Annotated in this window: 19 protein-coding genes; 9 read left to right on the top strand and 10 right to left on the bottom strand. The window is 74.3% G+C overall.

Annotation, left to right across the window (positions count from 1 at the left end):
- Positions 1-89 precede the first annotated feature (89 nt).
- Entirely contained in the window at positions 90-1,844 is a 1,755-nt protein-coding gene (locus BMX65_RS11410; protein WP_239502014.1) for a S8 family serine peptidase, read from the bottom strand.
- Positions 1,845-2,126: 282 nt separating this feature from the next.
- Between BMX65_RS11410 and BMX65_RS11405 the strand changes: the two genes are divergently transcribed.
- Together BMX65_RS11405 and BMX65_RS11400 are read left to right on the top strand one after the other, a co-directional pair.
- A complete protein-coding gene (locus tag BMX65_RS11405; RefSeq protein ID WP_075000086.1) occupies positions 2,127-3,107 on the top strand; it encodes a helix-turn-helix transcriptional regulator in 981 nt (326 codons plus the stop codon).
- Positions 3,108-3,379: 272 nt separating this feature from the next.
- Positions 3,380-4,516, top strand: a complete 1,137-nt coding sequence (locus BMX65_RS11400; RefSeq protein ID WP_075000085.1) for a fatty acid desaturase family protein — start codon at positions 3,380-3,382, stop codon at positions 4,514-4,516.
- A gap of 4 nt (positions 4,517-4,520) precedes the next feature.
- On the opposite strand, the gene BMX65_RS11395 is transcribed toward BMX65_RS11400, so the two are convergent.
- Positions 4,521-6,686 carry a phage holin family protein gene (locus BMX65_RS11395; protein ID WP_075000084.1) on the bottom strand — a complete coding sequence of 722 codons (2,166 nt, stop codon included), beginning with the start codon at positions 6,684-6,686 and terminating at the stop codon, positions 4,521-4,523.
- A gap of 364 nt (positions 6,687-7,050) precedes the next feature.
- On the opposite strand from BMX65_RS11395, the gene BMX65_RS11390 reads away from it, so the two are divergent.
- Together BMX65_RS11390 and BMX65_RS11385 are read left to right on the top strand one after the other, a co-directional pair.
- The gene (locus tag BMX65_RS11390) at positions 7,051-7,827 is read left to right on the top strand and encodes an MBL fold metallo-hydrolase (protein ID WP_075000083.1); all 777 of its coding nucleotides are present in this window, start codon (positions 7,051-7,053) and stop codon (positions 7,825-7,827) included.
- The gene (locus BMX65_RS11385; RefSeq protein WP_177214241.1) at positions 7,824-8,489 is read left to right on the top strand and encodes a DedA family protein; all 666 of its coding nucleotides are present in this window, start codon (positions 7,824-7,826) and stop codon (positions 8,487-8,489) included. Before BMX65_RS11390 ends, BMX65_RS11385 begins: the two co-directional genes overlap by 4 nt.
- A gap of 61 nt (positions 8,490-8,550) precedes the next feature.
- Here the strand turns inward: BMX65_RS11385 and BMX65_RS11380 are convergent, their stop codons facing one another.
- The gene (locus tag BMX65_RS11380) at positions 8,551-9,945 is read right to left on the bottom strand and encodes an MBL fold metallo-hydrolase (protein WP_420856808.1); all 1,395 of its coding nucleotides are present in this window, start codon (positions 9,943-9,945) and stop codon (positions 8,551-8,553) included.
- Complete coding sequence (locus tag BMX65_RS11375; RefSeq protein WP_075000082.1) at positions 9,946-11,265, bottom strand: aminotransferase class I/II-fold pyridoxal phosphate-dependent enzyme; 1,320 nt, start codon at positions 11,263-11,265, stop codon at positions 9,946-9,948.
- 578 nt (positions 11,266-11,843) lie between these two features.
- Here BMX65_RS11375 and BMX65_RS11370 point away from each other — a divergent pair.
- The 3 genes from BMX65_RS11370 to BMX65_RS11360 all read left to right on the top strand — a co-directional run bounded on the left by BMX65_RS11370 (position 11,844) and on the right by BMX65_RS11360 (position 13,886).
- Positions 11,844-12,398 (top strand): CBS domain-containing protein, encoded by a 555-nt coding sequence (locus BMX65_RS11370; protein WP_075000081.1) that lies wholly within the window; start codon positions 11,844-11,846, stop codon positions 12,396-12,398.
- Positions 12,399-12,618: 220 nt separating this feature from the next.
- Positions 12,619-13,428 carry a class I SAM-dependent methyltransferase gene (locus BMX65_RS11365; protein ID WP_075000080.1) on the top strand — a complete coding sequence of 270 codons (810 nt, stop codon included), beginning with the start codon at positions 12,619-12,621 and terminating at the stop codon, positions 13,426-13,428.
- 95 nt (positions 13,429-13,523) lie between these two features.
- Positions 13,524-13,886, top strand: coding sequence for a VOC family protein (locus tag BMX65_RS11360; RefSeq protein WP_075000079.1), 363 nt, complete (start codon positions 13,524-13,526; stop codon positions 13,884-13,886).
- Positions 13,887-13,953: 67 nt separating this feature from the next.
- On the opposite strand, the gene BMX65_RS11355 is transcribed toward BMX65_RS11360, so the two are convergent.
- Together BMX65_RS11355 and BMX65_RS11350 are read right to left on the bottom strand one after the other, a co-directional pair.
- Positions 13,954-15,963: a DUF5107 domain-containing protein gene (locus BMX65_RS11355; protein WP_075000078.1), complete on the bottom strand. Its 2,010-nt coding sequence runs from the start codon at positions 15,961-15,963 to the stop codon at positions 13,954-13,956.
- Positions 15,964-16,298: 335 nt separating this feature from the next.
- Positions 16,299-16,952 (bottom strand): AraC family transcriptional regulator, encoded by a 654-nt coding sequence (locus BMX65_RS11350; RefSeq protein ID WP_338068936.1) that lies wholly within the window; start codon positions 16,950-16,952, stop codon positions 16,299-16,301.
- Between the two features lie 327 nt (positions 16,953-17,279).
- Here BMX65_RS11350 and BMX65_RS11345 point away from each other — a divergent pair, with 327 nt between their 5' ends.
- Positions 17,280-18,497, top strand: coding sequence for an MFS transporter (locus BMX65_RS11345; protein ID WP_075000077.1), 1,218 nt, complete (start codon positions 17,280-17,282; stop codon positions 18,495-18,497).
- Here BMX65_RS11345 and BMX65_RS11340 read toward each other — a convergent pair.
- Positions 18,475-19,167, bottom strand: a complete 693-nt coding sequence (locus tag BMX65_RS11340; RefSeq protein WP_075000076.1) for a 4'-phosphopantetheinyl transferase family protein — start codon at positions 19,165-19,167, stop codon at positions 18,475-18,477. The genes BMX65_RS11345 and BMX65_RS11340 overlap by 23 nt on opposite strands.
- A gap of 267 nt (positions 19,168-19,434) precedes the next feature.
- On the opposite strand from BMX65_RS11340, the gene BMX65_RS11335 reads away from it, so the two are divergent.
- On the top strand, positions 19,435-19,944 hold the full coding sequence (locus BMX65_RS11335; protein WP_075000075.1) for a hypothetical protein: 510 nt from the start codon (positions 19,435-19,437) through the stop codon (positions 19,942-19,944).
- A gap of 123 nt (positions 19,945-20,067) precedes the next feature.
- Here BMX65_RS11335 and BMX65_RS11330 read toward each other — a convergent pair whose 3' ends face one another.
- Genes BMX65_RS11330 through BMX65_RS11320 form a run of 3 tightly spaced genes read right to left on the bottom strand, consistent with a single transcriptional unit; the run spans position 20,068 to position 24,074 of the window.
- On the bottom strand, positions 20,068-20,601 hold the full coding sequence (locus tag BMX65_RS11330) for a DinB family protein (RefSeq protein ID WP_177214240.1): 534 nt from the start codon (positions 20,599-20,601) through the stop codon (positions 20,068-20,070).
- Positions 20,598-22,622 (bottom strand): S9 family peptidase, encoded by a 2,025-nt coding sequence (locus BMX65_RS11325; protein WP_075000074.1) that lies wholly within the window; start codon positions 22,620-22,622, stop codon positions 20,598-20,600. The genes BMX65_RS11330 and BMX65_RS11325 overlap by 4 nt, the downstream gene beginning before the upstream one ends.
- A 6-nt stretch (positions 22,623-22,628) precedes the next feature.
- The gene (locus BMX65_RS11320; RefSeq protein WP_239501962.1) at positions 22,629-24,074 is read right to left on the bottom strand and encodes a M20/M25/M40 family metallo-hydrolase; all 1,446 of its coding nucleotides are present in this window, start codon (positions 24,072-24,074) and stop codon (positions 22,629-22,631) included.
- Between the last annotated feature and the right edge of the window lie 20 nt (positions 24,075-24,094).

Below are 24,094 nucleotides of genomic sequence, written 5' to 3'. Positions count from 1 at the left end.
GGACGTCGCCTCCTCGGCAGCGGTCGGGAAGGGGAGGGGGCCGGAGGCGGGGCAGGTGCGGCGTCCCGCCTCCGGCTGTGCCGCTCGGTTCAGTTGCGGGTGATGCTGAGGTCGTCCACCTGGGCTTCGAAGAGACTGGCCGAACCGGCGTCGGCGGCCTCCAGATACACACGCACGGACTTGCCCGCGAACGCCGACAGATCGACCGTGCCCTCCCGCCACTGCCCGGCCACCTCACTGGCCGAGCCCTTCCGCTCGAACACCGTCGTCGGCGAAGTCCCCTCCAACACCCTCACCCGCAGATAGTCCTCCGCATCCGAGTTGTCCCCATGAGCCACGTTGTAGGAGAACCGCAACGACAACGAACCCCCCTCCGGCAACGCGATCAACGGAGAGAACACCGTCGTGCGCCCACCATCCAGATCGTTGTCCCCATACGCACCACCCGCCGCAGCACCCGTCGTCAACGCATACGAACCCGACACCGCAGCCAACTGCTTGACCTGATTGCTGTACGTCGACACCGTCTGCTCCGCCACACCCCGCTCGAACACCCCCGACGACGCCGTATCCGAACCCGCACCATCCACCCGCCAACCCCGATCCGACTCGAAACCGTCCGAGAACACCACCGTCCCCCCACCCGACCCGGTGGCATCGGTGCAGAGCAGGCGGTTGGGCGTGTGGGAGCCGGCATTCTTGATCTTGTTCTCCGTGGCGGCGCCGATCAGGGCCGCCTGCACGTCGGCCGGAGAGGCATCGGGGTGGCCGGAGAGGTAGCGGGCGGCGGCTCCCGTGACGTGCGGTGCCGCCATCGAGGTCCCGCTGAGCGACTTGGTGGCCGTGTCGCTGGTGTTCCACGCCGAGGTGATGGAGGTGCCCGGTGCGAAGAGGTCCGTACAGCGACCGTAGTCGGAATCCGAGCGCCGAGTGTCGGTGGAGTCGGCGTTGTTGACGACGATCGCGTCGGTGACACCGCCCGGGGAGTTGCCGCAGGCGTCCTCGTTGTCGTTGCCGGAGGAGACGACCCAGGTGACGCCGGAGGCGATGGACTTCTCGATGGCCTCGTCCTCGCTGCGGCTCGCCCCTCCGTTGATGCTCATGTTGACGACGGCGGGTTTGGCGGCGTGCGCGGTGATCCAGTCGGCCGCGGCGATGATCGACGAAGTGCTGGCCGAGTCCCTGCAGTTCAGCACGCGGGCGGCGACCAGCCGGACGCCCTTGGCCACCCCGTGGTCCTTGCCGCCGACGGTGCCCGCCACATGGGTGCCGTGGCCGAGGCAGTCCTGCCCCCTGCGTCCGTCGCCGACCTCGTCGACGCCGATGCTCGCCCGCCCCTCGAACTGCGCGTGCGTGGTGCGCAGTCCGCTGTCGACCAGATACACGGTGACGCCGGTCGCCTCGGTGTCGTACGTGTAGCGACGGTCGAGGGGCAGGTTCCGCTGGTCGATCCGGTCCAGCCCCCAGGACGGCGGGTCCTTCTGGGTGGCGGAGCCGTGGTGCTCGGCGTCCTGTTCCACGTACGCCACGGCCGGGTCGGCCGCGGTCCGGCGGGCCTGCTCGGCGGTCATCCCGGCGGCGTATCCGTGCAGCGCCGTGCCGTAGGTGTGGCGGATGTCCGCGCCGTGGGCGCGGGCGATCCGGGCGGCCTCGTCGCGTACGGAGGCGGCAGCCGCCTTCGTCTCCTCGAGCGCCACGATGTAGCGGCCGGGCAGGGCATCGGCCACGGTCCGGATCCGGCCGTCCGGAGGGAGCGGCGCCGCCTGCGACGGTGGGGCGAGGACGGCGGTGAGGACGGCCGCGGCGAGGGCGGCGAGAACCGGTATGCGGGCAGGGGAGTTCACATCGACTCCAGGATCGAGGGGGGGCCTGGTCCAGGGGCACGGACCCGGCAACGACTGTGTACACCCCGGTCGGCTCACCCGGTGTCCATCCCTCGCCAGTAGCCAGAGCTGGTCAGTACATGCCAAGCCCACCGCTGTGCGGTACCGCCGTCGGCTGCCGTTCCCGAAGGGCCCGTTGCAGCGGCGGCCCGGGCATGCCACTATCTCGGCCCGATCCCGCCGGAGGCGTACGTCTCCCCCTCCTCCGCACACGCACTCGTCCGCCCGACGTGAGGGACCCTCATGAGCGACGACCTGTCCGGGCATCTGTGCCGCCTCGGCCTGACGTCTCCGGAGGCTGCGACCTATCTGGGCATGCTCCACAGCGGCCGGACCAGCACTGCCGCTCTGGCCGAGCACCTCGGCCGGCAGCCGGAGGAGGTGAGGACGTGCGTCGCCCGTCTCGTCGAACTCGGACTGGCTTCGGCGCACGGCCCCGACGGCACCGACGCCGCCCCGGTGGACCCCGCCCTCGCCCTCGGGCACCTCTCCCACAGCAGAGCGGCGGAACTCCATCTGGCACACGTCTCAGCCGTCAACGCCTACCGCGACTACCGGCGCTCGGTGTGCCCCCAGCCCACCGAGGACCTCCTCGAGGTGGTGCGGGGAGCCGGGATCCCCGACCGGATCCTGCACGTGGAGGGAACGGTCGACTCCCAGGTCCTGCGATTCGACTCACCGCCCTACCACATCCCGGCAGGAGCCAATCCGACCGAGGTGGGCAATCTGGAACGCGGGGTGGAATACCGCGTCGTCTACTCGAAGTCGGCCGTGCAGAACCACTCCTACTACGCCGCCAACATCCAGCCCTGCGTAGCGGCGGGCGAGCACGCCCGGGTGCTGCCCACGGTGCCGGTCAAGCTCACGGTCTTCGACCGGTGCCTGGCCATCGTCTCGATGTCCTTCGTCGAGGCCGAGGTCAACGACTCCCTCCTCCTGGTGCGCCCCTCCAGCCTGCTGTCCGCCCTCACCGGCCTCTTCGAAACCGCCTGGCGCGCGGCGTATCCGATGCACTTCGGCGACCGGGTACCGCCCTCGCTGCGTCCGCTGCACCTGCGGATCCTGGAACTGCTCGGCACCGGCGTCACCGACGACACCATCGCCCAGTTGCTCGGGATCAGCCGGCGTACGCTCTCCCGCAACCTGGAGCAGCTCAATCACCGGGCCGGGACCAGCAGCCGATTCCAGCTCGCCCTGTACGCCGTCCGCAACGGGTGGATCTGACCCTCGCGGGCGCTGCCGAGCCGCGGCCGGACCGAGGTCTGCCGCACCGGCGAACGGCGGGCCGGGCAGCCGGATCCGGGAGAGCCCGCGCACTCCCGGTCCGCGGTGGCCGAGAACCGCTCGGGCGGCCGGACGGGACCCTGACCCCGGGCTCAGGGATGTCCCCCAGACCGGGTGTAGCCAGGTACACCCGGCGAGGAGGGCAGCCCCCCGCCCCGGCAGGCGGGCTGCGCGGCTGTCGGCACCGGCCCGCGGCCGGAAGGCTCGTGGGCATGACGACAGCGATCGACGCACCGCAGCCGCGGACCGCCCAGGACTCCGGCAGCGCCGCGCCGCGGGCCGCACGGGAAGGTTCCGGCGGAGGGCGGCAGGGCAGCGACTTCTCCCGACTCTCAGCGCGGATCTCGGACGCCGGGCTGCTGGACCGCAGACCGCTCTACTACGCCGTACGCCTCACGCTCGTCGGGCTGGCCTTCGCCGCCGGGTGGGTGGCCCTGGGCACCGTGGGCGCCTCCTGGTGGCAGCTCGCCGTCGCCGGGTACCTGGGCATGGTCTACGGCCAACTCGCGCTGGTCGCCCACGATCTGGCGCACCGGCAAGTGTTCCGCGGCCGCCGGGCCAGTGAGGTGTTCGGCCGCGCGGTGGGCAACCTGTGCATCGGGATGTCGTACGGCTGGTGGATGAACAAGCACACCCGGCACCACGCCAACCCCAACCACGAGGACCTCGATCCGGATGTCGCGCCCGACATCCTGGTCTGGTCGCGGGAGCAGGCGGCCGAGGCGCGCGGGCTGCCCCGGTTCGTGGGACGGCACCAGGCGGCACTGTTCTTCCCGCTGCTGACGCTGGAAGGGTTCAATCTGCACGTCTCCAGCTTCCGGGCACTGCGCCAGCCGCATCTCAAGCGCAAGTGGCTGGAGGGCGGGCTGCTGCTGGTGCACACCGCGGGATACCTGGCTGCGCTGTTCTGGGCGCTGCCGGCCGGTATGGCCCTCGCGGTGCTCTTCGTCCATCACGCCGTCTTCGGCGTCTATCTGGGCAGCATCTTCGCCCCCAACCACAAGGGCATGCCCACGCTCAAGGGCGACGAGCGCCCGGACTTCCTGCGCCGCCAGGTACTCACCTCGCGCAACGTGCGCGGCGGGCCGCTCACCGATCTGGCGCTGGGCGGCCTCAACTACCAGATCGAGCACCATCTCTTCCCCAGCATGCCGACCCCGCACCTGCGCAGGGCCCGCCCCCTCGTCCGCGACTACTGTGCCGAACTGGGCGTCCCGTACCACGAGACGGGGCTGGTCGCCTCCTGGCGCGAGGCGATGCGCCACCTGCGGGACGTGGGCACCCCGATCAGGGAGGGCACCGGGACGACCCGGCAGCCCGAGGACGCCGGGAAGCCCGCAGCCGGATGAGCGGTCAGCCGCCGGGCGCGGCGGGCAGCGGCTCCTGCGCGCCGGCCGACCCGGCGGTGCCGTCAGCCGGTCCGGCCTCTTCCGAGGCCGCGGCCAGATGGTCGGCGCCCGGCAGCAGCCGCGGCTCGGCCGACTCCGCCAGCCAGCGCCGCAGCACCCGGTGCACGGCCTCCGCACCCACCAGCGACTGCCCCGGCTCGACCGGCGGTGACAGCTCCAGCGGGGAGAGCAGGAACGCGTCGCTCTGCTCACCACCGAGCCCGCCGTGCGAGCCGATCTGCTCCTCGAAGGCGTGCACCGCACCGGTGGCCGGATCGAGGGCGGAGTTGACCATGATGTCCGGGGCGTGCGGGAAGCGCGCCGTACGCAGCAGCGCCTGGCGCGCACCCGCGCCGAACGGGGCCAGCGGGTCGCGGCGGCCGACCACCTCGCCGGTCTGCAGCCGGTGCTCGCATCCGCCCGCGCCCAGCGCCACCGGGCCGTGCTCCGCGCTCCGCACCACCACGAAGCCGATGCCCGGGTGCTCGGCCAGCGTGGGCAGCAGGGCCGGGCGCAGCTCCTGGATGCGCTCCCGGGTCAGCCGTCCGGGGTGGTCGGGGAAGGAGATCAGGCCCAGGTTGCCGGACGCCAGCACGACCGGTCCGGTGTCGCGCCGCGGGGTGCGCGGCGCCTCCTGGCCGGAGTCCTCGGGGCGGCGCAGGGCCGCGCGCGCCGCGGCCCGCGCCTCCGAGCCGCTGGCCGTCCGCCCCGCGCGGCGGGGCACCTGCAGTCCGCTGCCCGCCCGCACCAGATCCTCCAGCGTCAGCCCGTAGGCGTGCTCGAACGTCTCACCGAAGCTCTGCCCGTGGTCGGAGAGCAGCACCAGCCGGTAGGGGCGCGGCGCGTGCTCGGCGACCTTGGCGATCAGCCGTACCGAACGGTCCAGCCGCCGCAGCACCTGCCGGGTGTCCCTGCCGCGCGGTCCCGAGTGGTGCGCCACCTCGTCGTAGCCGACCAGGTCGGCGTAGACCGCTGTCCGGCACCTGAGCATGTCCCCGAGCACGGCGGCCACCACCACGTCCCGCTCGACGACGGTGGCGAAGGCGCGGACGAACGGGTACAGCCCGCCGCGGCCCACCCGGGGCCGTTCCCGGCGCAGCAGCGCTCGGGTGGACTGGACCATCTCGCGGAGCACCTCGGCGACGAACGAGACGGCGGTGCGGGTCGCGTTCGCGGGGTCGGAGAAGTAGGCGAAGTACCCGGCGCGGGAGCGGGTCTCCTTGCCGCGGCGGGCCGAGACCGACAGGACCAGCGCGACCTGCCGGGCGCCGCCGGTGAACAGATTGCCGCGGCTGGCACCGTCCTGCGCGAGCAGGCCCGGATCGCCGGTGCGTTCGACGGCGCGGCGCTGGAGTTCGGCCGCGCTGGTGGGCCGGTTGCTGACCACGACCTCGCCGGTCTCCTTCTCGTACCAGCGGAACGCGGGCACGTCGGTGTTGCTGCCGTGCAGGATGCCGAGCTGGCTGGCGCCGGTCTGACTGGACCAGTCGGTGCGCCAGCGGGTGAGCCGGTGGGTGCGCCCGTACAGCGCGGCGACCGCGGGCATCAGCGGCTCGCCGCCGGGCGGTGCCTCCAGCGCCTCTTCGAGCACCGCGTGGCCCAGCCCGTCGAGCTGCAGGAAGACCGTGCCCGGGGTGCGGGGCGGCGCGCCCTGGCCCTCGCGCCGCCTCCTGCGGCCCGCGATCCGGGCCAGCCGGTGCCGGTAGCCCCGGTCGTCGCGGACCGCGAGGAGGGCGTTGGTGGCCGAGGAGGCCGCGGACATGGCGGCGGCCACGACGACCGCCATGGACGGATCCGCGCTGCCCCTGCCGTAGGGGATCAGGGACAGCGCGAGCCACAGCAGCGACCCGTTGAGGAAGAAGACGAGCAGTCCGAGGACCAGCGCCGGCACCAGCAGGAAGGCGCGCACCAGCAGCGGCCACACCAGGGCGCTCAGCAGTCCGAAGACTCCGGCGCCGACGGCGGCCGTGATGCCGATGACGGTGGCGCTGTCACCGCCTGCGGACTGCAGCCGGAAATCCGGCAGCACTCCGGCGAGCACCAGCATCGTGAGGGTGCCGGCCAGCCAGACGGCTCCGACGCGGAGCGAGGCCGCGCCCAGCCTGCGCCACGGTATGCGGGGAACGCGCACGCCCGTCAGGTCACCTCCCTCACGGTTGACGGAACAACCTCCACTTTTGCACAGCCTCGTCCGGCGGCAGCAGGGCGCTCGAGGCGTGCGCGAGGCTCGCGGACGGCGCAGGCCGACGGGGGCCGGAAGGGATCGGCGGGACCGGAGAGGGCCGGGGCCGCGAGCGGCCGGGGCCGGAGACGGCCGGGGCCGGTGCCGGAGACGGCCGGGGCCGGTGCCGGAAACGGCCGGGGCCGGTGCCGGAAACGGCCGGGGCCGAGGGGCTCGCGGCGGAGCGCGCCCGGAGGCGGCGGTCGGGTCGCCCCGGTGCGCGCTTAGGCTCGTAGGGGCGCAGCAGCCGACGAGGTCCCGGGGAGGAGCGCACGTGCCGGTCGAGGTCACCTGGTGGGGACATGCCACCGCCACCGTGCGGGACTCCGGGGTCACAGTGCTGACGGACCCGCTGCTGGTACCCCGGCTCGCCCATCTGCGCCGTCGGCGCGGGGCGCTGCCGCCGCCGCACGCGGCACGGGCCGACCTGGTGCTCGTCTCCCACCTGCACGCCGACCATCTGCACCTCGGCTCGCTCGCCATGCTGGCGCCGGGCACCCGGGTGCTGGTGCCACGCGGTGCGCTGCGGGCCGTGCCCGGCCTGCGGCGGCTGGCGCCGGTGCTGGAGCTCGTCGAGGTCGTCCCGGGCGACGAGGTCGCGGCGGGCCCGCTGACCGTCCGGGCCGTCCCGGCCGCGCACGACGGGCGGCGGCTGCCGCTGGGACGGCACACGGCTCCCGCGCTGGGGTTCGTGGTGGCCGGCGAGGAGCGCACCTACTTCGCGGGGGACACCGGACTCTTCGACGGGATGGCGGAAGCGGTCGGCGCCGTGGACACGGCGCTGCTGCCGGTCGGCGGCTGGGGACCCTTCCTGGGCGAGGGGCATCTGGACGCGGGCCGCGCCGCCGAGGCACTGGCCCGGCTGCGCCCGCGCAGCGCGGTGCCGGTGCACTTCGGCACGTACTGGCCGGTGGGCATGGACGCGGTCAGGCCGCACGAGTTCCACTCCCCCGGCGCCGAGTTCAAGCGGCTGGCGGCGGGGCCCGCGCCGGAGGTCGCGGTGCACCTGCTGGGGCACGGGGAGAGCGTGCGGCTGGAGGCGGACAGATGACCGGCGCGCTCCCGGACGGCCTCGGCGCGATCGCCCACACCGTCTCCGACGCCGTGGTGCGCCCGCCCGAGTCCACCCAGCAGGCCCTGGGCTACCCCTCGCTGTTCCTGCTGGTGGTGCTCGGCTCGCTGGTGCCGGTCGTCCCGACGGGGGCGCTGGTCAGCGGAGCCGCCGTGGTGGCGCTCCACCAGAGCATGCCGGTGCTCGCCCTGCTCGCCGTGTTCGGCGTCGCCTCACTCGCCGCCTTCCTCGGCGACCTGGGGCTGTACTGGCTGGGCAGGCGCGGGATCGGCTCCCGGAACGGCTCCCGCTGGCTGTCGGCGCTGCGCGAGCGAGCCGCTCCCGAGCGGCTCGCACAGGCCGACGCCCGGCTGCGTACGCACGGGGTGACGGTGCTCGTCGTCTCCCGGCTGATCCCCGCGGGACGGATCCCCGTGATGCTCGCCTGCCTGCTGGCCCGGATGCGGATGCGCGAGTTCGCCCGCGGGGACGTCCTGGCCTGCCTGGCGTGGGCCGCCGCCTACCAGCTCGTCGGCGTCGCGGGGGGCGCCCTCTTCCCCCGGCCGTGGGAGGGGATCGCCGCGGCTGTCGCGCTGACCCTGCTGCTGAGCGCCGCACCGGCGGCGTGGCGCCGGTTCCGCGGGGGGCGTACCTCGGAGTAGCCCCCGGAGCAGCCCTGCCGCGGGTCGTCCGGCGGCAGGAGGTGGCGCCTCGTGCCGGGAACTACGCCGCCTCCAGGACCCTGGAGGCCCCCACCGGAAGGTCCCACAGGTCCTCGCGCGGGCGTCCCGCCTCGGCCCAGGCGTCCCGTACCCGGGTGAGCGGCTCCAGCGGGGGCTCTCCGGAGAGCAGGAAGGTGGACCAGTGCATGGGCGCCATCCTGCGCGCGCCCACGTCCTGGCAGGCGCGCACGGCCTCCTCCGGATCGGTGTGCACGGGGCGCAGCATCCAGCGCGGGTCGTAGGCGCCGATGGGCAGCAGCGCCAGGTCGACACCGGCGAACCGGCGGCCGATCTCGGCGAACCAGTGCCCGTATCCGGTGTCACCCGCGAAGTAGACGCGCTGCCCCTGCGGGTCGGTCAGCACCCAGCCGCCCCACAGGGAGCGGCAGGTGTCGGTGAGGGTGCGCTTGGACCAGTGGTGGGCGGGCACGAAGTCGAAGCGCACCCGCGCCCTGCCGGCGCCCCCCGCCGTCGCCGCCGAGCCGTCCCGCCGTGCGGGCAGTTCGGCACCCTCCCACCAGTCCAGTTCGGTGACGGTGGTGAAGCCGCGCTTGCGGCACCAGGCGCCGAGTCCGGCCGGGACGAACAGCGGAGTCGAGCGCGGCAGTCTGCGCAGGGTGGGAGCGTCGAGGTGGTCGTAGTGGTTGTGCGAGATGACGACAGCGTCGATCGGAGGCAGATCCTGCCAGGCCACCCCGACGGGGGTGATGCGGGCGGGAGTGCCGAGGATCTTCCGCGACCAGACCGGGTCGGTCAGCACCGTGAGCCCGCCGATCCGCACCACCCAGCTCGCGTGCCCGGCCCAGGTGACCGACAGGCCGTCGGGGCCGGGTTCGGGGAGCGGGCCCGGTGCGAAGGGGAGCTGGGGGATCTCCTCGGCGAGGGCCGTTGCGACCGGCCGCATGGCGCCCTCGCGGGCGAGCCTGGCCAGCGCCCGGACACCGGGCAGCGGCGAGGTGAGCCGGTGCGCGAAGGAGCGGGGCCAGATCCGCCGGGCACCGACCGGGCGCGGCGGGGAGAGGGCGGGCGGGGGCGGCCGGAGGAGCACATCGGTGGGACCGGGCCGGGTGCTTCCCCCGGAGCAGGGCGCGGCCGTGCGCCCCTCGGCACCCGGCGACCCGCCGTCGGGCGCGGTGCCGCCCGCCGCATCCGGCCGGGCCGTGGCCCCGGAGGGCTCGGCCCCGGACACACCGGCAGCCTCCGCGGCGGGCGCCCCGGGGGACGTTCCCGCGGGCCTCCCGGCCGGGGTTCCGGACGGGGTTCCGGACGGGGTTCCGGCCGACGGGGGCTGGGCCGAGGAGGGCTGGGCCGGTCCGGAGGATTCCGAGGCGGCGGCCCCGTCCGGCCGGGGCGGGGAGGGAGAGCGCTCGGAACGCTGCCCGGTCCGTTCGGTCATCTACTGACAACTCCCATCCGTGAGGTCGACCAGCACCGACTGCACCTGTGCCAACGTCCCGGGCGCTCTCGGCCATTCCTGCGGAGGCTGCCGCCCGGCCGCCCCGGCGGCCACCGGCTCGCCCGCGCCCCCGTCCTGTCCGGCGGCCCCTGCCGCACCGGCCGGGAGGTCCGTGGCAAGCCGCACCCGCAGCTCTCCCGGGGCGTCGCCGAAGCGGTGCCCGCCCTGTGCGTACGGGCCCAGCCGCCGCACCAGCTCGGCCTCCAGCCGTGGTGCATCGGTGACCCCGCGCGCGGCCAGGCGCGGCCGGAAGGGGTCGAGGTCGAGGTACAGGTGGCGGCCCAGGTGCGGCGGACGGCACACCGCGCCCGTCCCGGTGACGACCCGGTGCAGCGCGCGAGCCCGCTCGCCGCGCAGCCGGGCCGCCTCGGCGCGCCGGGACAGCAGCTCGGCGGGCTCCCGGAGCGTCGCGGCGGCGGCCGCCGCGACCGGGCCGGAGAGCCTGGCGCCGAGCTCGGTCAGCAGGTGGTGCACACGTTCGCCGAACGCCCTGCCGCGCTCGGTGGCGGCGAACCGGGCGATCCCCGGGGACGGCCCCGGGGGTACCTCTCCGGGCCCGGAGCCGGGGCCCGTCACCGGCGCCCCGTCCGTCGCGGCGTCCATGGCGGCGTCCATCGCGGCGTCCATCGCGGCGTCCATCGCGTCGAGCCCTGCGAGCACGACCACATGGTCGGCCCGGCCCGCCTCGGTGAGCATCTCGGCCGGACTGACGACGACGGTGTCGTGCGGGCCGTGCGAGGTGTCGCGCCAGGTCTCGTCGCTGACGATCAGCAGCCCTTCGGCGACGGCTGCCTCGCACACCTCGTGCAGCAGCTCGGGCGGCGGTGCGGTGCCGGTGATGTCGTCGGCGACGGAGAGCACCAGCGCGTGCGGGACCTCCCCCGCCCCGCGGGACCTGCGCACCGCCTCCAGCAGCGCGAACGGATCCGGAACCCCGCCGCACTCCGCGGGCACCGGAACGGTGTGCACCGTCCGGCCCAGTTGCCGCGCCTGCGCCGCGTGCCAGGGCGGGCACGGATGCGGAAGCAGCACACTGCCGGGTGCCCGCAGTCCCTCACCGCCGCCCCCGGGCGCACCGGCCGCGGCAGCCAGCACGGCGAGCAGCAGCAGCGGAGCACCGGGGGCGACAGCGACCTGCGGAGGGTCGGCCGGCAGTCCGCGGCGGTGCCAGTAACCGCAGGCGGCCGTGCGCACGGCCGTCGCGGACGGGACGGCGAGCAGCTCCGCGCCCCCTCCCCCGACCTGGTCCGTGCGCCGCATCTCGTGGCCTCCGCCGCTTATCGGACAACCTTTCTTGCGTACACCTTCCCAGAAGGCGGTGGCCCCGGCAGCGCCGACACGTACGGTTTCGCTCCTGCGCAGGCGCCCGCACGGCGGCCCTGTGCGCGGGCATCCGCCCCCGTCGTACGGCGGACCCCGGGCACGGCTCGGGCGGCGCCGGGCCCGCGGGGTCGGGACGGACCACGAAGGCGGGACGGGGCGGGTCGGGTCAGGGCGGGACGGGTCGGGGCGGGACGGGGCGGATGGCGGCGGGGCCGGCGGCAGCGGGCAGTCCGAGGCGAGGCGAGGCCGAACGGCGGCGCCAGGCGGGGGACGGCGTCGCCGGCGCGGACGTGCGGGCGGCGTCCGGTCCGGACGGGTGGGCCCGAAGGGCCCGGGCGGCGCCGGAACACCACGAGCCGGTGGCGAGAGTGACGGACCTGCGCCGGACGGCGGCGACATCGAGCCGGTGGCCCCGACCCCCGCCCATCCCACGGGTGTCGGCGGCGCGGCTGCGGGTACGCCGTGCTGTTCCACGGGGGGGGAGAGAGCACACGGCGCGGACGAGGCACCCGGAGATGGCGACCCGGAAAGAGGACTGGAACATGGCGCGGTTGGTGCGAGACATCATGACGCCCGCGGCGACGACCGTCCGCCCTGACGCATCCCTGGTGGAGGCCGCCCAGTTGATGCGCGCGCAGGAGATCGGGGACGTGCTGGTGGTGAAGGACGGCAGACTGCTCGGACTGCTCACCGATCGGGACATCACCCTGCGTGCGGTGGCCGATGCGGTGGATCCGCTGAGCGTGAACTGTCTCTCGGCCTGCACTCGCGACCCGGTGACCGTCTCGCCGGACACGGAGTTGCGGGCGGCGGTGGAGCTGATGCGTACCCACGCGGTGCGGCGGCTGCCGGTACTGGACGGCGGCCGGCTGGCGGGGATGGTCAGCATCGGCGACCTGGTGCGGGAGAGCGATCCGGAGTCGGTCCTGGCCCACATCAGCCGTGCCGTGCCGGACTCCGGGCCCGGAGGGGACATCGGCGCGGGACCGGGACGGGGCACCGGAGCACCTCGCGGCGCGGCGGTGCGGCCGCCCGCCGAGCGGGAGGACGGTCCACCGCGCTCCGAGTGAGCGGGCAGGACAGACGTTCTCCGCGCTCCGGGGCCGTACGGGCCATACCGGGCCGGGCCGTGCGGGGCCGGGCCGTCGCCCCACGCCTCCGCACCCTCGGCGGCGCGCAGGCACGCGGAGACCCACGGAGGCACGCGCAGGCGGACTCGACCCGCATTTTCATGTCCACATTACGGAACACTCTTGCTCGAATAGCGAGACGCAGGACTACAGTGCGCGCATGGCACACGAGACCGCCGTGTACACCCACGGCCACCATGAGTCCGTCCTGCGCTCGCACCGCTGGCGCACCGCCGAAAACTCCGCCGCCTACCTCCTCGACGAGCTGCGCCCGCACCACCGCGTCCTGGACATCGGCTGCGGACCCGGCACCATCACGGCGGACCTGGCCGCGCGGGTGCCGCAGGGCTCGGTCACCGGACTCGACGCAGCGTCCGGGGTCCTGGAGCAGGCCCGTGCCACCGCGCAGGAACGCGGGCTGGCCAACACCGTGTTCACCACCGGCGACGTGCACGCGCTCGACTTCGCCACCGGCGACTTCGACGTGGTGCACGCCCACCAGACACTGCAGCACGTGGGCGATCCGGTGGGCGCGCTGCGCGAGATGCGGCGGGTGTGCGCGCCCGGCGGAGTGGTGGCGGTCCGGGACGCGGACTACGGCGGCATGTTCTGGTACCCGCAGCCCCCCGGCATGGACGCCTGGCTGGAGCTCTACCGGCGGGTCGCACGCGCCAACGGCGGCACCCCGGATGCCGGACGGCGACTGCACGCATGGGCCCGAGCGGCGGGCTTCGCCGACATCACCGTCACCACGAGCACCTGGTGTTTCAGCACGCCGGACGAGCGTGCCTGGTGGAGCGGGCTGTGGGCCGACCGCACCGTCGCCTCCGGCTACGCGGCGCTCACCGTCGAGGGCGGCCAGGCCGACGAGGACGAGCTGCGCGGGATCGCGGAGGCGTGGCGGGCCTGGGGACAGGAGGAGGACGGCTGGTTCACGGTGGTGCACGGCGAGATCCTCTGCCGCGTGTGAGCGGCCGCGGCCCGCCGCGGTTCCCGGCGCGGGGCAACTGCGGTATCCCGCAGCATGGTTCGGCGCCGCGGGCGGTCCCGTTCTAGGGTGGTGCCATGGATATCCTGGGGACCTCGCTGCGTATCTGCGTCGACGATCTGGACGCCGCCGTGCCGGTGTACGAACGGCTGGCCGGCGCGGAGGCGATGCGCTTCCAGAACGGTCCCGTGGAAGTCGCGGCGGTCGGCCCCTTCTTCCTGATGAGCGGTCCCGAGGAGCATCTCGATGTGCTCAGCAAGGTCAAGGCGACGCTCGCGGTGAAGGACGTGGACGACGCGCTGGCCGATCTGCACACCGTGGGGGCACAGATCATCGCGGGTCCCAAGTCCACCCCGATCGGCCGCAATCTGGTCGCCCGCCACCCTGACGGCAGCGTGTTCGAGTACGTGGACCGCCAGCAGGACGCCCCCGAGCAGTGACGGCACCGCGCTCCCGGTGCGGTTTCCACCGGGAGCACCGCGGCAGCCTCGTCCGACCCGCCGTTCCCTACGGCCGCATACGGAAGTCGTACCGGGCCGGGAGCGGATCGGCCGTCAGCGCCGCCCAGGTGTCGCTCAGCACCTCCTCGCCCTCCCGCAGATCCTCGACCTCGAAACCGGCCTCGAAGAGCGCACGGGCGCCCGCCGGGTCGCCCTGCGCCAGCAGGACCCGGGCGCGCAGCAGCCGGCAGCGGCCACGCTGTTGCTGCTGCCGGGACAGGCCCGCCAGCACCTGCTCGGCGTCCTGTGCCCGATCCTCGGCCAGCAGCGCTTCGACCGCCTCGGCCGCCAGCGCGGTGAGTGCCGCCTCCGCCAAGGCGTCGCTCGGGTCGAGCCGCTCGCGTGCGTCGTGCACGGCCGCCAGGCAGCGCTCCGCCGCACGGGCACCGTTGCCCTCCTGCCGGTCGGCGACAGCAAGGCAGCGCAACGCGGGCCAGCCCACGCCCTGTTCGAGGGAACGCTCCCAACTGCGCACCGCCTGCGAGCGGTCGCCGACGTGCCACTGCGCGACGCCCAGGTGGTAGTCCACCTCGCGCCGCGAGGCAGCGCCCGTCGTGGCAGAGTTCGGATCCGCGTCGGCGGACTCCAGCAGCTCGCGCCACTCCGGTGCGACCAGCGTGGGTCCCGGCGGAAGGTGTTCCAGGCCCCCGGGGAGTGTGCCGGTGCGCAGCAGCGCGGTCCACGGCCGCTGCTGCGCACCCATGGTCTCCGGCGGGAACGGCGTACCCGGCAGGGTGAAACCGCCGCGCTCCACCTCCAGCGCCCCCCAGCCCGACCCCGAAGCGAGCCAGTCGGCCGGTCCGCCCTCGGGGGCGTCGTCGGCGCAGGGCCGCCACGCCGCGTACGCCTCCTCCACCGCGCCGCGCGGCAGGACGCTCTCCAGCCGCTCCTCGGTGTGCGCGCGCGCCGCCGCCCAGTCCGCACCGTGCACCGTTTCCGGATCGGTGTCCAGCGGTCCGTACGCCTCCAGCCAGGCGAACTCACCGCCCGCTTCCAGCGGCAGGTGTTCGAGCTGGGTGCGGGCCAGTCCCGCCTGGATCTCCACGTACCCGGGCGTGCCCGGTTCGGTCAGCCACTCCTGCCAGCGTCTGCCGCCCGGTCCGGCGCCCCAGACGAACAGCTTGCGGCCGCGCAGCAGGTCGGTCGAGGTCTGCACCAGGCCCCGCCCCGTCCCGTCGAGGGCGGCGATCCACTTCCGCGACTGTGCGGGCACCTCGTGGAAGTAGTCGGCGGGGAACCGGCTGTTCAGCGGGTAGGTCAGATCGACGCCGTCCCACTCCGGCACGGGTATCCGGCGCAGCGTGCGCTCGTAGGCGTAGTACCAGCTCTCCTCGGCCGGGGCGAGCACCCGCGTCCCCGGGCTCTCGGGGACCGCGATGTTGGACCACCAGTAGGCCGGCACGGTGCGGTGGTGCGGGTTGCGGATCCGGGCGCCGACGTAGAGGAAGTCCGAGTCCTCCGGCAGCCACAGGTCGACCTGGAACGGGGTGTCCCGCAGCCGCTCCCACTCCCACAGCCGCACCATCGCACCGTCTCCGCCGGGCGCGGGCACCCGGGCCGCGTGCAGAGGCGCGCAGGAGAGCGCCGTATGCCCCGTGGCGCCGATGTTCCACTCGACGCCCCCCGAGAACCAGGCCCCGTTGAGGGCGAAGTCGGCGGGTTGGAAGACGGGGTTCGCATACAGCAGCTCACGCCCGGTCGGCTTGTGGAACAGCGAGGCGAGGCGACCGCCGAGGCCCGGGAGGACGGTGGCGCGGAGTCGTGCGTTCTCCAGGACGATCGTCTCCAGCGCGGTCGGGGTGCGCTGCCGTCCGTAGCCGTCCAGCACCCGGGTGGGAAGCACCGACCGCAGCGGGGCGTAGCCCACCTGCCGTGCCATCTCCGGCGGCAGCGCGGCGCGTTCGGATCCGTCCAGGACGTGGGCCTCGTCCCGCGGCAGCAGCGCGGGCAGCGGGTTCTCCGGACCGAGCGGCGCGGCGGGCAGGGTCCGGGTGCTGCGTCGTACGGTCGTGGCCACGGCAACCTCGCTTCTTCCATACCTCCACGGGCGCCGCCGCCTGACCGGGACCCCCGATGACCATGGAACACGCTCCGTCGGCCGCACGCCAGATCCTTTCCGCGGCGATGCCGCGGCGCCCGCGGGACCCTCGGCACGCCCGGGGCCCCCGCGGCAGTCGGGACTCCGGGGGCACGCGTTGCGCGCCCTTCCGGCGGGCCGCCCTTCCGATGGGCCGCCGACACTCGCGGCATCGGACCGCCGTACACCCGACCGCCGCGTACCGGGACCGCTACAACCGGATTCGCCGAGGCCGGGCCCGCGGCACACGAACCGGCACACGAACCGGCGCGCGCTCACGTGGCGGCGAAGTAGTCCCGGGGCGTGGTGCCGAGTGCGCGGCGGAACATGGCGGTGAAGGCGCTGGGCGTGGCATAGCCGACGGCACCCGCCACCGCGGTGACGGAAGAGCCCCGCGCGAGCAGGGTCACCGCGTGCACGAGCCGCGCCTGCTGCACCCAGCGGGCCAGGCTCATCCCGGTCGCGGCGGAGAAGTCGCGCTGCAGGCTCCGGGGGCTCAGATGTGCGAAGGCCGCCGCCCGGCCGGTCGTCCAGGGATCCGCCGGAGACCGCCGCACCGCGTCGCAGAGCGCCGCCAACCGCGGGCTGTCCGGGGCCGGCAGATGCAGCGCCGCCACGGGATGCGGCGTCAGCTCCCGCAGCAGCAGCGCCATCACGTGTCCGTCCCGGCCCTCGGCCTCGTACTCCACCGGCAGCCGGGTCGCCTCGTCGATCAGTTCCCGCAGCAGCGGCGAGACGGAGACCACGGTGGGGACGTCCGGCAGCTCCACCGCGGCGGCCGGATCGAGGTAGAGGGTGCGCATCGCCACCGGTCCGGCGCACCGCATCTCGTGGGTGAGCCGCGGCGGCACCCACGCGCCCCGGGTCGCCGGAACCACCCAGGTGCCGTGGCCGGTGACCACCGTGATGGCGCCCGTGGTCCCGTAGATCAGCTAGGCACGCCGGTGGCGGTGCGGCGGGATGTGGTGGCCGTCGGGCAGATCCCGCGCCATCGCCGCGACCGGCCGGGGGATCTCCTGGTAGTCGTCCCGGTCCTCGCTCTTCCCGTACATGGCTCCCCGCGGCGCCAGCGCCCGCAGCTCCGGGTCGGCGCACTCTCGACAGTTGCCGGCGTACGGGCGAAAGTCTGCCGCGCCGCACGTCCCTAGCCTCGTTGCCCGTGAACCACTCCTTGCCGGTCCCCGCCGAACCGTCCGGCCGCTTCCACCGCCGGATGCTGCTGCTGGCGGTCACCAGCGTTCGTCACCGCAGCCAACGTGTATCTCAGCCAGCCCCTGCTGGAGGGCATCGCCCGGTCGCTGGGCGGCGGTGCCGCTCTGCTGGGAGCCGTCCCCACCGCCACCCAGCTCGGCTACGCCGCCGGCATCCTGCTGCTGGTGCCGGCAGGCGACAGCCACGACCGGCGCCGCCTGATCCTGACGCTGGGCACCCTCTCCTCGCTGGCACTGGCGGCCTGCGCGCTGGCCCCCACCGCGGAGTTCCTGCTCGCCGCGGGCTTCGCGCTCGGCCTGTGCTCGCCGGTGCCCCAACTGGTGACGCCACTCGCGGTCGCCCTCGCGGAGGGGCGCAGGGGCGCGGTGGGACAGGTGGTCGGCGGTGTGCAAGCAGGGCTGCTCGTGGGGGTGCTGGCCTCCCGTGCCTACTCCGGCGTGCTCGCGGAAGCCGTCGGGTGGCGCGGCGTCCACCTGTGCTCCTGTGCGCTGACCCTGGCGCTGGCCGCTCTGCTGCGCTCGGCACTGCCACCCGCGCCGCACGTGCCGACCGTGCCGCCCGCGCCGCACGTGCCGACCGTGCCGCCCGCGCCGCACGTGCCGTCCGCCGCTTCCTCCCCGGTGCCGGGCTACCGCGCCGCGCTGGCTTCCCTGCCCCGGCTCGCGGCACACCCGATGGTGTTCCGGATCGTGCTGTCCGGGGCGCTGGTCGGCGTCGCCTTCGGCGCGTTCTGGACCAGCCTGACGTTCCTCCTCGGCGGCCACTACCACTACGGACCGGCCCGGATCGGCCTCTTCGGGCTGGTGGCCGCGGCGAGTGCCGCGGCCTCGCCGTGGGCCGGGCGGGCCGCCGACCGCATGGGACGCCGCGGCGCGTCCGCGGCGCTCCTGGCGCTCGTCCTGGCGGGATGGCTGGTGCTGCTGCCCGGCGGAGGCTCGCCGTGGTGGCTGATCCCCGGAGTGCTGCTCGACATCGGGGTGTGGGGCAGCCAGGCGGCCAGTCAGACCGTGCTGTTCACTCTCGACCGTGGCCTGCACAGCCGCCTCAACACCGTCTGGTTCACCGCGCGTTTCCTGGGCATCGCGCTCGGCTCACTGGCCGGCTCGCTCGCCTGGGCGGCCGGCGCCTGGCCCGCCGTCGTCGCGGTGGGCTTGTCGTTCAGCGCCCTGGGCCTGCTCGTCGCGGTCCTTCCCGGCGGCGACCGGCGGACGCCGACCGTGCCCCGCACGGAGCGAGCGCTCACCCGACCTCGTGAGCGGTGAGCTGCCGCAGCGCACTCGCGGCGGCGTAGCCGGACGGCGCCGGAAGGTCCGAGAGCCGCCACCCCGGCACCGGAGCCGGATCCTCCAGGGCACTGACATAGGTGATCGAGGGGTCCTCCCCCAGTCCCGTCCCGGTGCCCTTCAGATACGCCTCCTTGCGGGTCCAGCAGCGCGCGAACACCAGAGGCAGCGCTGCGGTGTCCGCGACCGCCGCCAGTTCGGCCTGCTCCCGGGGGTGCAGGGCGGTCATCGTCTCGCGCGCCGTCCCGGCGGTGGGGAACTCCTCGATGTCCACCCCGACGGGCACGGCCGCGAAGGCCAGCAGCACCACGTCCCCCGCGTGCGAGAGGGAGAAGTGGACCGGGTTGCCGGGGACGATCGGCCGCCCGTGCGGGCCCTCGCACACAGGGCAGTCCGCGCGGGCCAACCGCACCTGCGCCGGATCCAGATCGAGCAGCACACCCAGTTCCCTGCGCAGCGCGAGGTGCGCGACGAGGTAACGGTCACGGTCGACGGGCCGGACGAAGGCGGCGGCCCGCTCCCGCTCCTCCTCGGAAAGCGGGGCGAGCGCACCGGGAGCCCTGGTCGCGGCGGCCTGCTCGGAGACCCTGAGCACGTGAACAGCCGGAGAGCTGGCGGGACCATCGATACCGGGTGCGACGCTCGTCATGCCGCGACCGTACCCGAACAGACGAGTGCGGCGCTGCTCCTTCGAGCTACTGGAGCTCGTACGGCCGCGGGAACGGACGGCAGGCGGGCACGGAGCGAAGACGGGGACAGGAGCCGGAGCAGCACCGGTCGGCAGGAGGGAGGCGGAGAGCTCCGCGGCGTACGGCACAGGGCTCCGCGAAAAGCCGCTCGGCGACGGGAGGTACACGCCGTACCGTGGTGCGGCCCCGGCAGCAGCCGGCGCCGCAGACGACCACCCGGACGTGCCATGACCGACCTCTTCCCGCCCGCCCTGCCCGTGCTCACCGCGATGAGCCGCACCGCCGACGGACGCGGATGGCTGGCCGGGCTGCCCACGCTGGTGGAGCAGATGCGCGAGCGCTGGCAGTTGCGGCTGCACGCGCCCTTCCACGGCGGAAGCTGCTCCTGGGCGGCACCCGCCGAGCTGCCCGACGGAACCCGGGCCGTGCTGAAACTGACGTGGCCGCACCCCGAGGCCCGCACCGAGGGTGCCGCACTCGACCCCGCCTTCGATCCCTGGCCGCTGCTCGAACAGATCGACGCTCCCTTCGCACACGCCGATCCGCACCGGGTACTGCGGCACCGCACGGCGCTGCTGGCGGAGGCGCTGGGGGAGGACGCCGACCGGATACGCGCCTGGTCCGTGGCGCGCCATGTCGAGTACGCCCTGTGGTCGGTGGACGAGGACGAGAGCCTGGACCACAGCATCACCCTGCTGCGGCAGGCCCGGATCCTCGCCGACCTGGCCGGTCTGTAGACCCGCCGGTACGGAGCCCGGTCCTCGTACGGGCGGGGGGTGTCTGCCTCCGCCGTCCGGACCGGTCCGCACGGGAGGTGGTCCCGAGACGGCCTCCGCGGAGCGGTCCGGCTCGGAAGCGCGCTACTCCCCCGTCCCTCCGCCCGCCAGTTCCACCACCACATCGAGCTGCCCGACGTGACGCGCGTACTCCTGCAGCAGATGGAAGAGGATCCAGGCGAGCGTGGGGGCCTCCGCCTCGGTGGGAAAGCGGCCACCGGTCGCCGCGCGTCGGTCGAGCCGCCGGCCGGCCGTGATCTGCCGGGAGCGGTCGCATTGCGCCGTGTACGCGTCGAGTACCTCCTGGGTGCTCGCCCCCTCGGGTACCTGCCAGCGGTCCGCGGCTTCGCCCGTGCCGTGGTCGCCCCAGGGACGGGGTACGGACTCCGCCATGAATCCCCAGTTCAGCCAGCGCTGTTCGACGTGCTGGAGGTGCCGTATCAGCTCCAGCGGCGTCCATCCGGAGGGGAGGCGGGCGGCCCGCAGTTCCTCCTCGGGGAGCTCGGCGGCCTTGCGGAGCAGGGTGCCGCGGTAGTAGTCGAGGTAGCCCTCCAGCAGGCCGTGCGGATCGGCCAGGGTGGGCGCCGGTTCTCCTACGGGCAGCGGGGGAATACTCATGGCCGCAGCTCCACCGGGGTGATGTCTTCCCTTGCCAGCCCGAAAGTCTGGCAGTACAGCGACAGTTCGGCCTCCACCGCGCGCACGATCGTCTCGGCCCGGCGGAAGCCGTGCCCCTCGCCCTCGAAGGCGAGATAGGCGTGCGGGACTCCCCTGCCCTTGACCTGCTCCAGAAAGCGTTCGCACTGCACCGGCGGGCAGATCACGTCGTCCAGCCCCTGGAGCAGCAGGAAGGGGGCCGCCGTCCGGTCCGCGTGCTGCAGCGGTGAGCGCTCGCGGTACCGGTCCGGCACCTCGGCGAGCGGGCCGACCAGGGACTCCAGGTACTGGGACTCGAAGTCGTGGGTCTCGCCTGTGGCCCACCCCGTCAGGTCGAGGATGGGGTAGGTGACGGTGCCGCAGGCGTACAGGCCCTCCGCGAGCGGGGAGGTGAGCGACGCGGCGCTGGTCCAGCCGCCCGCGCTGCCGCCCCGGATCGCGAGCCGCGCCGGGTCGGCGGTGCCCTCCCGGGCCAGGGTGCGGGCCACCGCCGCGCAGTCCTCGACGTCCACGACGCCCCACTGCTGTCGGAGGCGGTTGCGATACGCGCGCCCGTAGCCGGTGGAACCGCCGTAGTTGACTTCCACCACGCCGATGCCGCGCGAGGTGAAGTAGGCGATCTCCAGATCGAGCACCAGGGGGGAGCGGCTGGTGGGTCCGCCGTGCACCCACACCACGTACGGCGGCAGTTCCTCCGCGGGTGCGCTGTGGTCGGGATGATGCGGGGGGTGGAGGTGGGCGTGGATGTCGCGGCCACCGGGCCCGGTGAAGGTACGGCTCTGCGGCTCCGGACAGTAGGCCGGGTCCACCAGGTCCTCGTGGTGCGCGGCCACGACGACCGTGTGGCCGGTGCGGGTGTCCAGTTCGACGATCTCATAGGAGGTGCGGGGGCTCGCGGCGATCCCGGCGACACGCGAGTCGACGACGGCGAGCGAGGGCGCCCACTCGGTCCACGGCCCGGCGGCGTCGACCAGTGCGCCTGTCTCCGGATCGAGCACACCCAGCCGCTGCGCGCCCCGCCCGTGCAGCGTGGCCACCAGTCCGCCGGGCAGCGGTGCGAACCATCGCTGCCCGATCTTCCAGGCGGCGCCCGCGAACTCCTCCTCGCGCGGGCACAGCGGTACGCCTCGGGGCCGGGAGCCGTCCGTTCCGGCAGCTCTCGGATCCACCCGCTGGAGATTCCACCAGCCGCTCGCGTCGGAGGCGATCAGCAGCGTGCCGTCGGAGGCGAACTCTGCCTGCGCCACCGACTCCTCGGGGCCGCCCGCGACCGCGCGCGGAGGTTCGAGGCTGCCGTCACCGCCGATCCGTGCGGTCATGACGCGGGTACCGTCCCACGGCATCGCGGGATGGTTCCACGCCAGCCAGGCCAGGCGCTCGCCGTCCGGGGAGAGCCGCGGGCCGCTCAGGAACCGGTCGTCGTCCCCGGTCAGCTCGCGCACCCGGCCGCGGTCGGCGGCGGCCGATCCGTCCAGTGGTACGGCCGCCAGTACCCTGCGCAGTTCGGTGGGCCCCTCGCCGGTGAACTCCTCCAGTACGCACCACACCTCGCCGCGGTCGACCAGCACCACCGGATCGCACCAGCGCAGCCCGTCCTCGGTGATGTCGGAGAGCGGCGTCAGCGGGCGGGGCGCGGCGTCGGGGGCATCGGGCTCGACCGCGTAGAGCCGCTGGTCGGCGAAGTGGGTGAAGACGATCAGTGGCCCACCGCTGTTCCGGGCCGCACCGGCCCAGGGCAGACCGCCGTACTCGATCACCCGGTTGCGCACGTTCCACGGCGCGGGCAGCACACTGACCGGGGACTGCCTGCCGTCGGCCGGCAGCCGCAGCAGAGCGCGGCGGCCGCCTTCCTCGGGGCGCGGCTCGGTCCACCACAGCTCCCCGCCGACGGATCCGAGGAAATCGGGCCGCCCGTCGTGCGCCGCGACGAGACCGGCGTCGATCGGGGAGGGCCAGGTGCCGTAGGGGGCCTGGACGGGCATGGGGGGTCAGCCTCCTGACGGGGTCGTGGCGTCGCGGCCGGTGGCGCGGTCACCGCCGAGCGGGTCGCCGCCGGTGGTGGAAGCTCGGGCGGAAGTGCTCGACCGCGCCGCGGTGCCGAGCAGGGTGCGGTCCAGGACGCGGATGCCGAAGTGCAGCGCCTCGACGGGTACACGTTCGTCCACGCCGTGGAACAGGGCCTGGTAGTCGAAGCCCTCGGGCAGTTTGAGCGGGGTGAAGCCGTAGCCCGCGACACCGAGCCGGGAGAACTGCTTGGCGTCGGTGCCGCCGGACATGCAGTGGGGCACCGCGTGCGCTCCCGGGTCGAAGTGCTCCAGCGCCTCACCCATGGCGGCGAACAGCGGGGACTCCAGTGGTGCCTGGAGCGGGATCTCCCGATGCTGGAACTCCCAGTCCACCTCGGGGCCGGTGAGCGCGTCGAGCGTGGCGTGGAACTCCTCCTCGGCGCCGGGCAGCATGCGGCCGTCCACGCGTGCGGTGGCCGTCCCGGGGATCACATTGACCTTGTAACCGGCCTCCAGCACTGTGGGGTTGGCGCTGTTGCGCACGACCGGCTCGACCAGCGCCGCGGCCGGACCCAGTTCGGCGAGCAGGGCGTCCACCTCGGCGTCCGGCGCATCGGGGCGGAGCGGGCGCAGCCCGTGCAGTTCGGCGAGGCGGACGAGCGCGGCCCGCACCGTGGGGGTCAGGCGTACCGGCCATTCGTGCTCGCCGATGCGGTGGACCGCGGCGGCGAGCCGGCTGACGGCGTTGGCGTGGTTGACCTTGGAGCCGTGCCCCGCCCGGCCGTGCGCGGTCAGCTTGAGCCAGGCCGTTCCGCGTTCACCGGCCGCCACGGGGTAGAGCCGCATTCCGGGACCTGCGTGGAAGGTGAAGGCGCCGGACTCGCTGATGCCCTCGGTGCAGCCCTCGAAGAGTTCCGGGTGCTCCCGCACCAGGAAGTCGGAGCCGAACTCGGCGCTGTCCTCCTCGTCCGCGGTGAAGGCCAGGACGATGTCGCGCGGCGGCCGCACCCCGGCCCGGGCCCAGGCGCGGGCCAGGGAGAGGGCCATCGCGTCGGCGTTCTTCATGTCGATGGCGCCGCGGCCCCACACCACGCCGTCGCGGACCTCGCCCGAGAAGGGGTGCACCGTCCAGTCGGCGGGCTCGGCGGGGACCACGTCGAGGTGGCCGTGCAGCAGCAGCGCCCCGGCCGCCGGATCGGTGCCCTCGATCCTGGCCACCACGTTGGTCCGGCCGGACTTCTTCTCCAGCAGCCGGGGTTCGATGCCCACGTCGGCCAGTGCGGAGGCGACGTACTCGGCGGCCGGGCGCTCGTTGCCCTCTCCCGCACCGTGGTTGGTGGTGTCGATCCGGATCAGTTCGGAGGTCGCCCGCACCACCTCGTCGAAGACCTGCGCGTCGAGGTGTCCCTCGTCCGTCGGAGCCGTCATCCTGCCTTCCTCCTGTGCTG

The organism is Streptomyces qinglanensis (assembly GCF_900111245.1).
Taxonomy (GTDB): domain Bacteria; phylum Actinomycetota; class Actinomycetes; order Streptomycetales; family Streptomycetaceae; genus Streptomyces; species Streptomyces qinglanensis.
Note: the sequence above shows the minus strand (reverse complement) of the source record. Positions and strands in the feature narration are given on the sequence as shown.

Excerpts from the sequence above, each read along its gene's own strand:
- BMX65_RS11405 (WP_075000086.1), top strand. The coding sequence starts at position 2,127 with ATGAGCGACGACCTGTCCGGGCATCTGTGCCGCCTCGGCCTGACGTCT.
- BMX65_RS11400 (WP_075000085.1), top strand. The coding sequence starts at position 3,380 with ATGACGACAGCGATCGACGCACCGCAGCCGCGGACCGCCCAGGACTCC.
- BMX65_RS11385 (WP_177214241.1), top strand. The coding sequence starts at position 7,824 with ATGACCGGCGCGCTCCCGGACGGCCTCGGCGCGATCGCCCACACCGTC.
- BMX65_RS11380 (WP_420856808.1), bottom strand. The coding sequence starts at position 9,945 with ATGACCGAACGGACCGGGCAGCGTTCCGAGCGCTCTCCCTCCCCGCCC.
- BMX65_RS11375 (WP_075000082.1), bottom strand. The coding sequence starts at position 11,265 with ATGCGGCGCACGGACCAGGTCGGGGGAGGGGGCGCGGAGCTGCTCGCC.
- BMX65_RS11370 (WP_075000081.1), top strand. The coding sequence starts at position 11,844 with ATGGCGACCCGGAAAGAGGACTGGAACATGGCGCGGTTGGTGCGAGAC.
- BMX65_RS11365 (WP_075000080.1), top strand. The coding sequence starts at position 12,619 with ATGGCACACGAGACCGCCGTGTACACCCACGGCCACCATGAGTCCGTC.
- BMX65_RS11360 (WP_075000079.1), top strand. The coding sequence starts at position 13,524 with ATGGATATCCTGGGGACCTCGCTGCGTATCTGCGTCGACGATCTGGAC.
- BMX65_RS11340 (WP_075000076.1), bottom strand. The coding sequence starts at position 19,167 with ATGACGAGCGTCGCACCCGGTATCGATGGTCCCGCCAGCTCTCCGGCT.
- BMX65_RS11335 (WP_075000075.1), top strand. The coding sequence starts at position 19,435 with ATGACCGACCTCTTCCCGCCCGCCCTGCCCGTGCTCACCGCGATGAGC.
- BMX65_RS11330 (WP_177214240.1), bottom strand. The coding sequence starts at position 20,601 with ATGAGTATTCCCCCGCTGCCCGTAGGAGAACCGGCGCCCACCCTGGCC.
- BMX65_RS11325 (WP_075000074.1), bottom strand. The coding sequence starts at position 22,622 with ATGCCCGTCCAGGCCCCCTACGGCACCTGGCCCTCCCCGATCGACGCC.
- BMX65_RS11320 (WP_239501962.1), bottom strand. The coding sequence starts at position 24,074 with ATGACGGCTCCGACGGACGAGGGACACCTCGACGCGCAGGTCTTCGAC.